This window comes from Tianweitania sediminis, assembly GCF_017813335.1.
Taxonomy (GTDB): domain Bacteria; phylum Pseudomonadota; class Alphaproteobacteria; order Rhizobiales; family Rhizobiaceae; genus Tianweitania; species Tianweitania sediminis.
Genome location: NZ_JAGIYY010000012.1, coordinates 80,709 through 94,832 on the forward strand (window position 1 = coordinate 80,709; position 14,124 = coordinate 94,832).

Below are 14,124 nucleotides of genomic sequence, written 5' to 3' on the forward strand. Positions count from 1 at the left end.
GTGCTCAAAGCTGCGCTTGCACGGGCTTCACGAGCCTCGCTGCAAGCGTGGTGGACAAAGGCGCGATAGCGATCCTGGAACCAGCCGGTGGAGACCCCGGAACCAGAACAACTAACGGCGCGGCGGTGAGCAAAAGCCTGCCCGGCTCCTGCCCGCTTTGTCTGCCTTGGCTTGGATGGGAAAACCCAACCGCACTACCGGCAAGGAAGGTGTGCCTCTTTAGTAATTGCCGGCGATTGGACCACCGACAGAGACCAGAAAGGCCCTCACCGTCATTGCTTCAAGGCGTCCTCGGATCGGCGGTTGGCCGCTGAACCGACCGGGTGTGTTAGTCCCCGGATACCGTCCCGATAACCTCGCCATTTCGAGGATCGGGGGACGCCCACAGGCATGTGCGACTTTGGGCAAGCGCGGATATATGCAGACCGCCTGTCACAATCAACGGGAAAACGAGACCCCGTTGAAAAAGTTCGCCGCAAGGACGATGGTGCCGCCCTCGTATCCGGAGATTGAACGATGAGCCTTGCCGATGATCGCGTGAATGCCTTCCTGACAGGCGACGACGGGGCTCTTCCGCATGCGCAAGCCGGCCCTTTGGCTGGCCTCACGCTTGCGGTGAAGGACATTTTCGACGTCGCCGGCCTGCCGACCGGCGGCGGAAATCCGCACCGACTCGCGGAAGCAGAGCCCGCAGTACACACTGCGCCGTCGCTGCAAAAGCTTCTGGACGCCGGCGCCCGATTCGTGGGCAAAACGCAAACGGACGAGCTCACCTTCTCCTTGATGGGGCAGAACGCGCACTATCCGGAGCCCGTCAACACGGCCGCACCCGGGCGGGTCACCGGAGGGTCATCCTCCGGATCAGCCGCTGCGGTTGCAGCAGGTCTGGCGGACATTGCGCTTGGCTCCGACACGGGCGGATCGATTCGCGCCCCGGCGAGCTTCTGCGGGCTGATCGGGCTACGGCCTACGCACGGCCGCGTCTCGCTTGGAGGCGCGATGCCCCTGGCGCCGAGCTTCGATACGTTTGGCTGGTTCGCGAAGGACGCGGCAACCTATGCCAAGGTGGCTGATGTTCTTCTCGGGACGGAAGCGGAAATACGCCTGACGCGGCCGCTGCGCTTGCCCGCACTGGAAGCGCTCGTGCTCGGCACGGGGGAAGCATCCGAGCTGGAACGCATGCTGGGGATTGCCGCCACCGTGCTCGGTGGCGCTACACTGGCTCCAGCGCTACCGACGAGCACGGAAGAACTGTACTGGTGCTTCCGCAAGATCCAGGCCTTCGAGGCTTGGGCAACGCATGGTGCCTGGATCGCGGCACGAGATCGCGGCCTCGGGCCGGGCGTCAAGGAGCGCTTCGAATATGGCTCGACGATCGACCGGGCGACCTACGAGGCTGAAAACAGCGCACGGGCCGAGTTCACGAAGGCGTTTGCGGACTTGCTGGGGGACGACGGCGTTCTGGTGATGCCGACGGTGCCGGGCGCAGCACCGCTGCGAGATGCGGGGTTTAATGCCATCCAGGCCTACCGCGAACGTGCGTTGCAGTTGCTTTGCCTGTCCGGACTGTCGGGTTTCCCGCAGATCACGGTCCCGCTTGGCACGGCCGAAGGCGCGCCGTTCGGGCTATCCCTCCTGGGTCCCGCCGGAAGCGATCGGGCGCTGGTGCAACTGGCAAGCGAGCTGATGGCGGCGAAAGGATAATCCATGGACACGCTTACCCGCATGCGCGCCTTCATCGATGTGGTGGAGGCAGAAGGTTTTTCGGCTGCCGCGCGCAAGATCGGGCGTTCAAAGGCCTTGCTGTCGAAATATGTGCGCGAGCTGGAAGACGAGCTTGGCGCGTTGCTCCTCAACCGCACAACGCGGCAGTTTTCCCTGACCGAGGCCGGTCACACCTACTACCAGCGCGCCGCGGAAATCGTGCGCGAGATCGACAGCCTTTCCGATACGGTGCGCGAAAACGCCGGCGACGTGCGCGGTCGCATCAAGATGTCGGCGCCGCGAACCTTTGCGGATGCAGCGATCGGCCAGTCCATGATCGACTTCGCCAAGGAAAACCCGCAGATCACCCTTGAAATCCACCTGGACGACCGCTTCGTCGATCTGGTGGAAGAAGGTTTCGACCTCGCGATCCGGATCACGCGACTGGAAAACTCGTCCCTGATTGCGCGGCGGCTCGCTCCGTTCTCAACCGTGGTGTGCGCGTCCCCGGCGACGATCAAGAAGCACGGCGTTCCGGCGCGGCCACAGGATCTTACCAGCCTGCCCTGCATCATCGACACCAACGGGCGCTGGCTTTCGAACTGGCCGTTCTGCAACGAGGCAGGGGAAACGATCAGCGTGCCGGTCAGCGGACCGATGGAGGTCAACAGCCCGTTGGCCGCACGTGCGGCCGCAGTGTCGGACCTCGGCTTTGCCGTCCTTCCGGATTTTATCGCGGCGCCGGCCATCGAGGACGGCACGCTTGTGACGGTGCTGGCAGATCGCATGCCGCGCAACGGCGGCATCTTCGTGGTTTATCCGCATCGGCGCTATCTTCCCGCCAAGGTGCGCGCGCTGGTGGATTTCCTCGCCGCCTGGTTCAAGGCGCGGGAAGGCTGAGCGAAAGTTCCGCGCGAGTTTGGCTGCCTACAACCGCGAGTGTCCCACTTTCGCCCGCTTTTTCGGCGAGGTGGCGTGCTTCCACAGGAGCCGTTAATGCGTCCGAAACAAAGGATCTTTGCCAGCCTTGTAGCTGGAAGCGCGCTTCTCGCGTCCACTATGCCGGCCTGGGTTCACCCGCATGTCTTTGCGGAAGCGCGCCTCGACGTGGTGATCGACAGCAACAGCAAAGTTACCGCCCTGCGTCACCTATGGCGCTTCGACGACCTGTTCTCGAGCACTGTCCTGGTTGAGTTCGACGCCAACAAGGACCTGAAGCTGGACGAGGCGGAGTTGGAAGAGGTCGGCGCCGTGGTCCATCAGTCCCTCGCAGAATTCAACTACTTCCAGGTGGTGACGCAGGACGGTCGCGACCTGACCATGATTCCGCCGGACAAGCTGATCGCCACCTTGGAAGACAACCAGCTCATCATCCTGTTTGAATCACGCCTTGCTGAGCCCACGGATCTGAAGGGCAAGCTGGACTTCGGTGTCTACGACCCGACGTTTTATACCGCAATTGATTTCGTGGAAGACACAAATATGGCCGCCGAAGGCCTTCCGGCGGAGTGTTCCCGTGCCGTGATCCGCCCCGATGCCGATGAAGCGCTCGCCGCAAACCAGTCGACGCTCACCGATGCCTTCTTCAACGATCCGGCCGGCACCGATCTCAGCAAGATCTTCGCGACCAAGCTCGAACTGAACTGCACCGCTGCTGGGTGACGGAATGATCAAGACCTTTCTTCGTTGCGGCTTGGCCCTTCTGGTTGTTGCCTTTGCGCTGACACACATCCTCGGCGCCGCCCACGCACAGAGTTCGCTGGGGATCGGCACTGCCGAGCCGTCGATTGCCCCGACAGGCCTGCTCGCTGGTCTTTTCCAGTGGATCAACACGCACCAGCAGGCGTTCTATCGGTCGATGACCGCCGCGTTGAAAGGCATGCGCGACGACACCGGCCAGCTTTGGCTGCTGATCGGGCTTTCATTTGCTTATGGCATCTTCCATGCCGCTGGGCCCGGCCACGGCAAGGTCGTCATAGCGAGCTACATGCTGGCAAACGACGTTGCCCTGCGCCGTGGCATTGCCTTGTCTGTGGTCTCCTCGCTTCTCCAGGCCGTCAGCGCAATTATCGTGATTGGCGCGGTGTTCCTGTTCCTGCGGGGCACGGCCTTTTCCATGACGGACGCGACCCATTGGCTGGAGGTTGCAAGCTTTGCCCTGGTTGCGGTCTACGGCGGCTGGCTTTTGTGGCGCAAGCTCCACCGCTTCCTGCCTGTGTTGATGCCACGCCAAGCCCTAGCGACCGCCGGTGGCCCTCTTCACGACTTGTTTGACGCCCAGCCTCCCTGCGCATCAGGCGTGACCTCGCAGGGACGCGCAGCGACACCGCTTGCGGCTTCACGCTTCCAGGCCGCAGAAGCCAACCCCGGAGAGATCCGGATCTGCGAGGATTGCGGCCAGTCGCATGCCGTAGACCCCGCCGCGCTCGGCGATGAACGTCTGGATTGGCGCAGCGCCTGGGCGGCGGTTCTGGCGGTCGGAATCCGCCCTTGTTCCGGCGCTCTGATCGTTTTGACCTTCTCCTTGCTGAACGGCTTGTGGTTCGGCGGCATCGTTTCCGTGTTTGCCATGGCTGTCGGCACGGCCGTGACGGTGGCGGCGCTGGCCATTCTGGCCGTGAGCGCGAAGCACGGCGCGCTTGCGATGGCCGGCGGCGGCAAGATCGGCACGACGCTTCACGTGATCATCGAGATCGCCGGAGCTGCGGCCCTGCTGCTGATCGGCCTTTTGCTGCTTGGGGCCAGCCTTTCAGCTTGACCCGTCACGACGGGCCTGCGCGCGCGCGCGCAGCCAAAACACGCCAAAGAAGGCAGCCACGAACACCATCGCGATAATCCCGGCGACCGTCGTGGAATAGTCGCCGACGAGCAGCATGATCGTGGGCAGGAAGAAGCCGCCCAGGCCAAAGAAAAGCAGGATAAGGGCGGCCGCCAAAAGCGGTCCGCGATTTTCAGGGGCGATCACGGGCTTTGTTCTCCGCTGAACGAGCAATGCGGGAAAGTGTGGCGGCATCTTCCGCAGGTTCCTGCAAACGCATGGCCGATGGACTGCTCGCTGGCAAGCCCGCTTCCGTCTCTGATTAAACGTGGGTCAGCCCGGACGCCGCGCGGCAAGGCGCTGCTTTTGGCGTCCAGCCGCATCGAAGTTCGACGGATCGAGCCAAGCATCATAGGCAGCCTTCAAGCCCGGCCACTCGCTGTCCAGCATGGAAAACCATGCCGTGTCACGGTTCTTGCCCTTCTGGATCATATGGTGGCGGAAGGTGCCCTCGAAAACGAAGCCGAAGCGTTCGGCTGCCTGCTTCGAGGGCTCGTTTTCGTTGTTGCACTTCCATTCGAAGCGGCGATAGCCGAGCGCGAAAATGTAATCGGCGAAAAGATAAAGCGCTTCCGTTGCACCCGCGGTTTGCGAAAGTCGCGGACCCCAATAGATGTTGCCGATCTCGATCACGCCGTGATTGGTGTCGATGCGCATCAGCGTTTGCCGGCCCACCGCCTTGCCCGATGCAACGTCCACGACAGCGAAAAACAGGGGATCGCCGCCCGCCGCAACTTTCTGGAGCCAGCTCTGAAAGGCTTCGCGATCCACCGCAGGCTCTTCGAAAAGGTAACGGAAGCGCTCGGCGGAGTGCGACGCCTGTGATGCCTCGAAGAGATCATCGCCATGCCTGGCGGGATCGAGCGGCTCCAAGCGCACATAGCGCCCGGAAAGTCCGGCGCGGGCCGGTCGCGGCCGTGGCGTCCAGTTGGCGAGGTCGGCAACCATTGGGAGCTCCAGGACGATTCCGCATTGCAGTTAAGCTGAGTTCTGTCAGAACGCGCGAAAGACGGAAGACCCAGGAACACAACGACGATGATCCACACTGTTGCCGCCTTCGACCGGATGGGCGAGGAAAATGCATTTGCGGTGCTGGCGCGGGCGACGGCCCTGAGCCAGAACGGGCGTGACATCATCAATCTCGGCATCGGCCAGCCGGATTTCCGCACGCCGGAGCACATCGTGGAGGCCGCCATCAAGGCGCTGCGGGACGGGCATCACGGCTACACGCCGGCAACAGGCCTGCTTGCGACGCGCGAGGCGGTGGTTCGGCGCACGCTGACCACGACCGGCGTCGAGGTTTCGCCGGACAACGTGATGATCTTGCCAGGCGGCAAGCCAACCATGTACGCGGCGATCAGCATATTCGGTGAACCAGGCAACGACATCCTTTACCCGGATCCGGGCTTCCCGATCTATCGTTCCATGATCGAATTCACCGGCGCTCGGCCGGTGCCTGTGCCTGTCCGCGAGGAAAACGGCTTTGCCTTTTCCGCGGCGGAAACGCTGGCGCTGATCACGCCGCAAACCCGCCTCCTGATCTTGAACTCGCCGGCCAATCCCACGGGCGGCATCACGCCGCGCAGCGAAATCGAAGCGCTGGTGAAGGGGCTCGAAGCCCATCCTGGGGTGGCGATCCTGTCCGACGAGATCTATGACACGATGACCTATGACGGAGAGGAGCACTGCTCCTTGCTGCAGTTTCCGCAGATCCGTGACCGTCTCATCGTCTTGAATGGCTGGTCGAAGACATGGGCAATGACTGGCTGGCGCATGGGCTGGTCAATCTGGCCGAACGGCGAGAAGAGCGCCAACCTCTACGACAAAGTGCGCAAGCTTGCCGTGAACTGCTGGTCCTGCGTCAATGCGCCAAGCCAGTATGCCGGCATCGCCGCGATAGACGGGCCACAGGACGACGTGGAGGCCATGATGCGGGCCTTCGACAACCGCAGGAGCCTGGTTGTTGAAGGGCTGAACGCCTTGCCGAACGTTCATTGCGCCACCCCGAAGGGCGCCTTCTATGCTTTTCCCAATGTTGCGAAAACAGGCTGGAAGGCCAAGAAACTCGCGTCCACGCTGCTTGAGGAGGCCGGCGTCGCCTTAATCGGCGGACCGGATTTCGGTGTGCTCGGCGAAGGTTACCTTCGGCTGTCCTATGCCAACTCGGAAGAAAACATCATCCGGGCGCTGGAGCGCATGGGCGCGTATCTCGAGAAAAACGCCGCCTAGCCGCGCCCGACAAACGGCATCTTCGTCGCCATCACCGTCATGAACAGCACATTGGCCTCTAACGGCAGGCTGGCCATGTGCAGAATGGCGTCGGCGACGTGAGACACATCCATAACCGGTTCCGGTGCGGTTTGGCCGTTCGGCTGCAGGATTCCCTTCGCCATCTGCTCGGTCATGTCACTGGCGGCATTGCCGATGTCGATTTGGCCGCAAGCAATGTCGAACGGCCGCCCATCGAGCGCAATCGTCTTGGTCAGCCCGGCGATGGCATGCTTTGTGGCCGTATATGGCGCTGAGCCTGGGCGCGGCGTTGTGGCCGAAATCGAGCCGTTGTTGATGATGCGCCCGCCCCTTGGCACCTGCCGTCGCATAAGGGCAAAGGCTGCACGTGCGCAAAGAAACGCCCCGGTGAGATTCACACCAACAACCTCGCTCCAGGTGTCCACGGGTATCTCGTCGATCGTGGCGGTTTTCGCAAAGGTGCCCGCATTGTTGAAAAGGAGGTCGAGCCGGCCGCACTCGGCTTCCACGCGCCGGAAGATCTCTTCAACCGAAGCGGGATCCGACACATCACCGGCAAGAACAAGGCTGTCGCCAGCACTTCGCCCCGCCATCCCGAGCGTCTCTTCCAGCACACCTTCGCGGCGGCCAACCAGAACAACCGTCCAGCCCGCCCGCATCAGTGCAAGCGACACGGAGCGCCCGACGCCGCTGCCGGCTCCCGTGACCAAAGCCACCTTGTTTTCCACCATCGAATAGGACCCTCCGCCTGATCGCCAAAGCTTGCAATGGCTTCGCCGTTCCTATCATGGTCTCGCTCACTTCGAGCAGCCGCAACGCAGACATGACAGACCTTCTTTTTGCCACGCCCGGCAATCCCCTGCCGGACCATGCCAGCGCAGGCATGCTGACGATGCGCGATGGCAAGAGAATTCGCTACGGCCACTTCCGCACAGCCGTCCGTCCTCACAAGGGCACGGTGATTGTGCTCACCGGTCGAAACGAGTGCATCGAGAAGTATTTCGAAACGGTACGCGATCTCCAGGCCCGCGGCTTCGAGGTGGTGGTGAGCGACTGGCGTGGCCAAGGCAATTCAGACCGCATCCACCGCGACCGGGAGCGCGGCCACATTCGCGACTTCAACCATTACGTGGACGATCTCGACGCGCTTTTCATGCAGGTGGTGCTGCCGGACTGCCGCGCCCCTTTCACCATGCTGGCGCACTCCACCGGCGGGCTCATCGCTTTGCTTGCCACCCCCCGCCTGATCAACCGCGTCCGGCGCATGGTTCTGTCTGCCCCGTTCATCGCGCTGGCCGGCTACACGACAACCATGCCGGCGGTCAGCCGCACCGCCAACCTCCTGTTCTGGCTGGGCTTGGGTGGCCGTTATCTCGGCAGCGGCCCCAAGCCACGTGAAGCAGCGCCATTTGAAACCAACACCGTCACCAGCGATCCCGAGCGCTACCGCCGCAATCAGGCAATCTACGCCGAACACCCTGAACTTGCCCTTGGCGGGCCTACCGCAGCCTGGGTGCGAGCGTCGTGTCGCGCCGCCGCAGCGATCCAGGAGCAGGAATTCGTCCAGCGGATCCAGATCCCGACCTTGTTGTTGGCCGCCGGCGCGGACACGATCGTGTCGACGCGGGCGACCGAGCTTTACGCGCGGCGCCTGCGATCCGGCTCGATCCTCACCATCGACGGGGCCAAGCACGAATTGCTGCAGGAACGGGACATCTTTCGTGACCAGTTTTTCGCGGCCTTCGACGCCTTCGTTCCGGGCACCGACTGATCAGTCGTTGAAACGAGCGAGCGCGGCTGCATGCAGCCCAGCCGTGGCGCTGGCCAGGATGTCGCCGCCAGTTTCGGCGGGCCCTCCGTCGAGCCTTGTCACCACGCCGCCCGCTTGTTCGATGATCGGAATTAGCCCCACGATGTCATAGGGTTGAAGTCCCGCCTCGATCACCAGATCGGCAAAGCCTGCTGCAACCATGGCAAACGCATAACAATCCACGCCATAGCGCGCGAGGCGCACGGACGCTTCCAGCCGGTCATAGCGGGCGCGCGCCGCGTCCTTGAACAGGGCCGGCGTGGTGGTGAACAGCGTGGCGGTTGCAAGGTCGGTCGTGAGTCGCGTTTGCAGCTTTCGCTCGCCGCCCGGGCCTTCGAAGAAGGAGCCGCTGCCGCAGCTGTAGAAAAGCTCACCCGTGAAGGGCTGCGACATCATTCCAGCGACCGCATCACCCCGCTGGGTGAGGCCAACCAGCGTCCCCCAGACCGGCAAACCGGAAATAAACGCGCGCGTCCCGTCGATCGGGTCGATCACCCAGACATGCTCGCCATCGCCTGCCGTGCTGCCGTACTCTTCGCCAAGAACGCCGTGCTGCGGAAAGGCCGCCGTAATCAACCGCCTGATGGCATCTTCCGCTTTCTGGTCGGCTTCGGTGACTGGGTCAAACCCCGCTGCCAGCTTGTTGCTCACAGGCCCATGCTGCCGGAACCGCGGCAGTGTTTCAGCCGCAGCGGCGGCGGCAAGGCTTCGGAAAAACGCAGGCTCGACCATAAAGCGCTTGTCTCGGATCATCTTGGATATGCCTCATTAGTAGGCACTTTGAAATTCAGCTCAGAAATTAGCTTGACGCTGGAAAAGACCCAAGATAGCTTCACGGGTGAACAGGGGGTTCCTGTTCATGCCCTCCTTGGGCGTTTCCTCCCTAGACTCAGACCGCGTCGTGTCAACGATGCGGTCTTTTTTTCGTATGCAAAGGAACAAGCGCTGCGAGGGCTTGCCGCAGCAAATCTCATTCAGCAGCGAGCGGAGTCCAGTTCCATTCCTCCCACAGCGCGATGAGATTCGCGCAAAAGCGGGTCAGGTCCTGGAAAAGAGGCTCGAAGCCGGCGGTTTTCTGCAGCGTCCGTTCATTGAGATAAAGGCCGCGGTTGATCTCGATCTGGATCGCCTGAATGCCCTCCGCAGGCCGGCCGTAGTGTTCCGTGATGAAGCCGCCGGCATAAGGTCGGTTATGCGCCACCGTGTAGCCCATGCCTGCCAGAAGCCCGAGGGCCGCTTCCGAAAGCGGGCGCTTTGCTGAAGCGCCGAAGCGATCGCCGACAATGAAATCGGGCCTCATTCCATGGTCGCCGACCCGAATACTGGCAGGCATGGAATGGCAGTCAACCAGAACGGCCGAGCCGAACAGGCTCTTTGTTTCGGCAAGCAGCCGGTCCAGTTCCTGATGATACGGCCGATAGATGTTGTCGATCCGACCAACGGCTTCCGCAAGGCTGATGCGACCGGCGTAGATCTCCTGCCCCTCGCCCACCACCTTTGGCACCGTGCCCAAACCGCCGGCCACGCGCGCCGACCGCACGTTGGCCTGCGGCGGCAAGGTCTCGCGAAACATCTTCGGGTCGAGCTCAAAGGGCTCGCGGTTCACATCCAAAAAGGCGCGCGGGAAGTGTGCAAAAAGGAGCGGCGCCCCGAGCGATGGCGCGGCACCAAACAATTCCTCCACGAAACTGTCTTCCGAACGCCGGATCGTAACCCGATCAAGCCGGCTCATCTGGAGAAAGCGAGCGGGATAAACGCGCCCGCTATGCGGCGAGTTGAACACAAACGGAGCAAGCTGTTCCGCAGGAAGGCGAACCGAAAACACCCCGTGCGGAAAATCTTCGGCCAAGGTCACTTCAAGCGCGCTCCGCGCCGCGATCTGCCTTTTCCTCGCTTATTCAATCCCGTTCCAATCCGTTTGAACAAAAACTCGCATGGCAGAAAACGGCTGTCCAGCCGCTGAGCTTGCGGGCAAAGCAGCGCGGGCGTTGTGTTCACTGGATGTTTACCCTCGCGACGCCATATCTTGGGCATGGTTAACGCGCCGCCGTTCTGGCGGCGCTTCGCGGATCCGGACGATATCGATGAAACGCATCCTGCTTGCGGAAGACGACAACGACATGCGCCGCTTCCTGGTGAAGGCGCTGGAGCGTGCGGGCTACGACGTGAGTGACTTCGACAATGGCGCAAGCGCCTATGAGCGCCTGCGCGAAGAGCCGTTTTCTCTGCTTCTGACCGACATTGTGATGCCGGAAATGGACGGGATTGAGCTGGCGCGCCGCGCCACGGAGATCGATCCCGACCTGAAGGTGATGTTCATCACCGGCTTCGCCGCGGTGGCCCTCAACCCCGACTCAAAGGCGCCGCGCGATGCCAAGGTCCTTTCAAAACCGTTTCACCTTCGCGACCTCGTCAACGAGGTGGAAAAGATGTTGAAGGCGGCCTGACGACACCTATCGCAATCAGGGCTCTCGCGGCTCCGGCCGATGTTCTCTGGTCCGCCGTCGCAAACGGTTGCGAAGCGGGTACAAAGCGCGCGGAGCTCCCTTGACGCCACGCCGGCAAAATGGTGTAAGCCGCGCCACGGATGGGCGTGTAGCTCAGCGGGAGAGCACTACGTTGACATCGTAGGGGTCACAGGTTCAATCCCTGTCACGCCCACCATCCGGTCCACCTTTTTCTTACGTCTCTCGCTGCCGCCAACTTTGTGTCGACTGTTCCGCGACTTAGCGGCTTCCGAGACGAAGATAGTGGGACGGCGGAGCTCAATATCCCGCGAAGTACACAGACTTTAGCCCAAGCGTCTCGAATAGCCATTCGCTGGTTCCACTAAGTCGGCGCCGTGATGCTCAGTGCATCGCTTGCGATACTGGTGCTTTGAGGAAAGTGCTTTTCGGCAGACGGCTTCCGCCGCCTCTGCTTGTCAGAACGACAGTAGCTCGGCCTGATCATTCCAGGCGATGGGCAGATCGACAGCCCGCGCGAGATGGCGGACGGAAAGATCGACAGGCTGACGGCCCTGCAGGATGGCATCGACCATACGTGGTGATAGGAAGGCCAACGGCAGCAAGCGGCTCACATCTTCCGGGTGAACTCTGAACCGCGAAGCTACTTGCTTGCGGTCGAGGCCGCGGCCATCGGTGAAAGCTTCGAGGTAAGCGTGCGCTTTGGCGATCATGTCTACCAAGGGGCGGTCAGGCTTGCGAGCGATAGCCATGCCTTCAATCACAATGCGGCTCTCGATGCCACGCCGCTTCATCACCATCGGCAGTTCGATGACGTGGTGGTCTGCTGGATCACGATGCACGGATGCATCCCTTCCCTTGCTTCTGCCGCCGCGGCTGCGCGTTCGCTTGCTGCGTCGAGTAACAGCTAGCTCACCATCGTCTAACACTTGATCCGCGATCAACCAGCTGACGATGGCTGGGCGACTGACATGCAGACGAAGCCGATCCTGCGCCAGCTCGATGCGGTGAATGGCGATTTGCAGTGCCTGGCGCAGCAGTGATGGTCGCTGGTTCTGCTCGATGGCCATCAACCAGGGTGCTGCGCGGTCGAGGCCGGTCGCCACCTGTTGCTGGGTGGCATGTTCGACGATCCAGTCGGCTAGCATGACCTGATCGCTGAGCACTGCACGCAGTTGATGCAGCGCGATTGCTTCGATCTCCTGTGCTGCGATACGCCAGCCATCGTGCTCGTGCCGTTTGCCGTTCTTTAGGCGGCTGGACATGTAGTAGCGGTAGCGCTTGCCAGCCTTCGTGGCATGGATTGGGCTCATCCGATCACCGAGGTCATCATAGAGGATGCCGTTCAGCAGGTGGATGTCCTTCTGGACAGGCAAGCCTTTTCGTCGCGGTGCCTGCTCTGCAAGCCTGGCTTGAACCTCGGCGAAGGTTGCTTCGTCGATGATCGGCCGATGCTCGCCCTTGTGGACCTCTTCGCCATGGCGGACTTTGCCGATGTAGAGCGGGTTGGCGAGCATATAGTAGAGCTTGCCTTTGCTGACCCTCTTCCAGTTTTCATCCGTTGCGGCTCTTGCACGCTCCTCGTTGAGAATGTCGACAAGGCCCGGCACTGAGCCGACTTCCAGGTACCGGCTGAAGAGCGATCGCACCTCGTCGGCACCGGCTTGGTCGATCTGCAGCTTCTTCGCCTTCACCACGTAGCCGGTGGGCACCGTGCCTCCCATCCACATGCCCTTCTTCTTGGAAGCAGCGACCTTGTCGCGAATGCGCTCGGCCGTAACCTCGCGTTCAAACTGGGCGAAGGAGAGCAGGACGTTGAGGGTCAGGCGTCCCATCGAGGTTGTGGTGTTGAACTGCTGGGTGATCGACACGAAGGAGACGTTTTGGCTATCGAACGTTTCGACGATTCTGGAGAAGTCCATCAGCGATCGGGTCAGACGGTCGATCTTGTAGACCACCACGACATCAACCTTGCCGTCGCGGATGTCTCGCAGCAGCCTTTGCAAAGCAGGCCGCTCCATGGAGCCGCCCGACAAACCGCCATCGTCATAGCGGTCTGGCATTAGCTTCCAGCCGAGGCCGATTTGCGAGGTGATGTAGGCGGCGCAGGCTTCATGCTGGGCATCGAGCGAGTTGAACTCCTGCTCCAGCCCCTCCTCCGTTGATTTGCGGGTGTAGATCGCACAGCGAAGTTTCGGTTGTGCGCTCATAGGCCGAAGAACCTCGGTCCAGACCACTGCGCCCCGGTGATCTGCAAGGCGATAGCCGTCAGTGACCGATAATGTCTGCCCTCGAACAGGTATCCGCGATCGGTGACGTCGACGACGAAGGTCTGTCCATGCCATTCGCGGACCAGCCGTGCGCCGGGTCCGAGCTTGCGGCGAGGCTGAGTTGCAACGACGCCATCTTCGCCGTGGTAACTTGCGGACGTGTCGACCTGCGAGGAAGGCTCGGTGGCCTCCGTACCGCTCCCCTGCCCATCTGGGGCGCGCTGCGTAGTACTGGCTTTGATGCGTTCGACCTCCTCTCTCAGCAGACGTTTGGTCGCGCCCGACAACCCACCAAGCCGTTTTGCCTGCAAATGCCAGGCGGCAGCATAAAGGAGCATCTCGCGGCGAACTCCTGGCGGTGGCGTGCAGCTGTAAGCCCGTTCCCACTGAGCAACGAGACTTTCACGCGGTTCATCAGCGAGAGCGGCAAGCTCTTGCGCGATCTTGGCGGAAGCGACCATCAGCTGTTTTGACCGGGCTGTTCGGCCGCGGTGATCCGGTAGCGTCGCACACCGTCCTTGCCGGGTTCGCTGACCAGCTGCAGCGCAAGCTTCTTGCGCACGGTGGCTGACAGGAACCCGCGTACCGAGTGAGCCTGCCAGCCGGTCAGCTTCATCACATCGGCAACTGAGGCGCCTCGCGCGCTGCGCAGTCGCCGCAGCACGATCTCCGTCTTGCTGGCCGTCGAGGCTCCCGGGCGTTTTGAAGCAGAAACGGCGGTCGTTGGTGAATGCTCGTGATCGGCATCGCCTAAGTGAAGCTGCTCGAGATGGTTGTGGATCTGATTCATGGACTGTCTCCCAGTTG

At 62.0% G+C, this 14,124-nt stretch carries 15 protein-coding genes and 1 tRNA gene; 8 read left to right on the forward strand and 8 right to left on the reverse strand.

Going from position 1 to position 14,124, the window contains the following annotated elements; all coding sequences use genetic code 11:
- The first annotated feature begins 516 nt into the window (after positions 1-516).
- The 4 genes from J5Y06_RS21680 to J5Y06_RS21695 all read left to right on the forward strand — a co-directional run bounded on the left by J5Y06_RS21680 (position 517) and on the right by J5Y06_RS21695 (position 4,462).
- Positions 517-1,704 carry an amidase gene (locus J5Y06_RS21680; protein WP_209337292.1) on the forward strand — a complete coding sequence of 396 codons (1,188 nt, stop codon included), beginning with the start codon at positions 517-519 and terminating at the stop codon, positions 1,702-1,704.
- A gap of 3 nt (positions 1,705-1,707) precedes the next feature.
- The gene (locus J5Y06_RS21685) at positions 1,708-2,604 is read left to right on the forward strand and encodes a LysR family transcriptional regulator (protein WP_209337293.1); all 897 of its coding nucleotides are present in this window, start codon (positions 1,708-1,710) and stop codon (positions 2,602-2,604) included.
- 96 nt (positions 2,605-2,700) lie between these two features.
- Complete coding sequence (locus J5Y06_RS21690) at positions 2,701-3,366, forward strand: DUF1007 family protein (protein ID WP_209337294.1); 666 nt, start codon at positions 2,701-2,703, stop codon at positions 3,364-3,366.
- Between the two features lie 4 nt (positions 3,367-3,370).
- The gene (locus tag J5Y06_RS21695; protein ID WP_209337295.1) at positions 3,371-4,462 is read left to right on the forward strand and encodes a nickel/cobalt transporter; all 1,092 of its coding nucleotides are present in this window, start codon (positions 3,371-3,373) and stop codon (positions 4,460-4,462) included.
- On the opposite strand, the gene J5Y06_RS21700 is transcribed toward J5Y06_RS21695, so the two are convergent.
- Together J5Y06_RS21700 and J5Y06_RS21705 are read right to left on the reverse strand one after the other, a co-directional pair.
- A complete protein-coding gene (locus J5Y06_RS21700; protein ID WP_209337296.1) occupies positions 4,454-4,669 on the reverse strand; it encodes a hypothetical protein in 216 nt (71 codons plus the stop codon). The two genes, J5Y06_RS21695 and J5Y06_RS21700, sit on opposite strands and share 9 nt — an antisense overlap.
- A 126-nt stretch (positions 4,670-4,795) precedes the next feature.
- The gene (locus tag J5Y06_RS21705; RefSeq protein ID WP_209337297.1) at positions 4,796-5,470 is read right to left on the reverse strand and encodes a GNAT family N-acetyltransferase; all 675 of its coding nucleotides are present in this window, start codon (positions 5,468-5,470) and stop codon (positions 4,796-4,798) included.
- Positions 5,471-5,557: 87 nt separating this feature from the next.
- Between J5Y06_RS21705 and J5Y06_RS21710 the strand changes: the two genes are divergently transcribed.
- On the forward strand, positions 5,558-6,751 hold the full coding sequence (locus J5Y06_RS21710; RefSeq protein ID WP_209337298.1) for a pyridoxal phosphate-dependent aminotransferase: 1,194 nt from the start codon (positions 5,558-5,560) through the stop codon (positions 6,749-6,751).
- Here J5Y06_RS21710 and J5Y06_RS21715 read toward each other — a convergent pair.
- The gene (locus tag J5Y06_RS21715) at positions 6,748-7,503 is read right to left on the reverse strand and encodes an SDR family oxidoreductase (protein WP_209337299.1); all 756 of its coding nucleotides are present in this window, start codon (positions 7,501-7,503) and stop codon (positions 6,748-6,750) included. The two genes, J5Y06_RS21710 and J5Y06_RS21715, sit on opposite strands and share 4 nt — an antisense overlap.
- A gap of 92 nt (positions 7,504-7,595) precedes the next feature.
- Between J5Y06_RS21715 and J5Y06_RS21720 the strand changes: the two genes are divergently transcribed.
- On the forward strand, positions 7,596-8,543 hold the full coding sequence (locus tag J5Y06_RS21720) for an alpha/beta hydrolase (RefSeq protein ID WP_209337300.1): 948 nt from the start codon (positions 7,596-7,598) through the stop codon (positions 8,541-8,543).
- On the opposite strand, the gene hisN is transcribed toward J5Y06_RS21720, so the two are convergent.
- Positions 8,544-9,335, reverse strand: coding sequence for a histidinol-phosphatase (gene hisN, locus J5Y06_RS21725; protein ID WP_245248258.1), 792 nt, complete (start codon positions 9,333-9,335; stop codon positions 8,544-8,546).
- A gap of 217 nt (positions 9,336-9,552) precedes the next feature.
- Positions 9,553-10,437 (reverse strand): N-formylglutamate amidohydrolase, encoded by an 885-nt coding sequence (locus J5Y06_RS21730; protein ID WP_209337301.1) that lies wholly within the window; start codon positions 10,435-10,437, stop codon positions 9,553-9,555.
- Positions 10,438-10,666: 229 nt separating this feature from the next.
- On the opposite strand from J5Y06_RS21730, the gene cpdR reads away from it, so the two are divergent.
- Both cpdR and J5Y06_RS21740 read left to right on the forward strand, forming a co-directional pair.
- Positions 10,667-11,029, forward strand: a complete 363-nt coding sequence (cpdR, locus tag J5Y06_RS21735) for a cell cycle two-component system response regulator CpdR (RefSeq protein WP_209337302.1) — start codon at positions 10,667-10,669, stop codon at positions 11,027-11,029.
- Between the two features lie 142 nt (positions 11,030-11,171).
- Positions 11,172-11,246, forward strand: a tRNA-Val gene (locus J5Y06_RS21740).
- 259 nt (positions 11,247-11,505) lie between these two features.
- Here J5Y06_RS21740 and J5Y06_RS21745 read toward each other — a convergent pair.
- The 3 genes from J5Y06_RS21745 to J5Y06_RS21755 are packed head-to-tail and all read right to left on the reverse strand — an operon-like array spanning position 11,506 to position 14,107.
- Positions 11,506-13,257: a recombinase family protein gene (locus J5Y06_RS21745; protein WP_209337303.1), complete on the reverse strand. Its 1,752-nt coding sequence runs from the start codon at positions 13,255-13,257 to the stop codon at positions 11,506-11,508.
- A complete protein-coding gene (locus tag J5Y06_RS21750) occupies positions 13,254-13,778 on the reverse strand; it encodes a DUF2924 domain-containing protein (protein ID WP_209337304.1) in 525 nt (174 codons plus the stop codon). The genes J5Y06_RS21745 and J5Y06_RS21750 overlap by 4 nt, the downstream gene beginning before the upstream one ends.
- Positions 13,778-14,107 carry a DUF3489 domain-containing protein gene (locus tag J5Y06_RS21755; protein ID WP_209337305.1) on the reverse strand — a complete coding sequence of 110 codons (330 nt, stop codon included), beginning with the start codon at positions 14,105-14,107 and terminating at the stop codon, positions 13,778-13,780. The genes J5Y06_RS21750 and J5Y06_RS21755 overlap by 1 nt, the downstream gene beginning before the upstream one ends.
- Between the last annotated feature and the right edge of the window lie 17 nt (positions 14,108-14,124).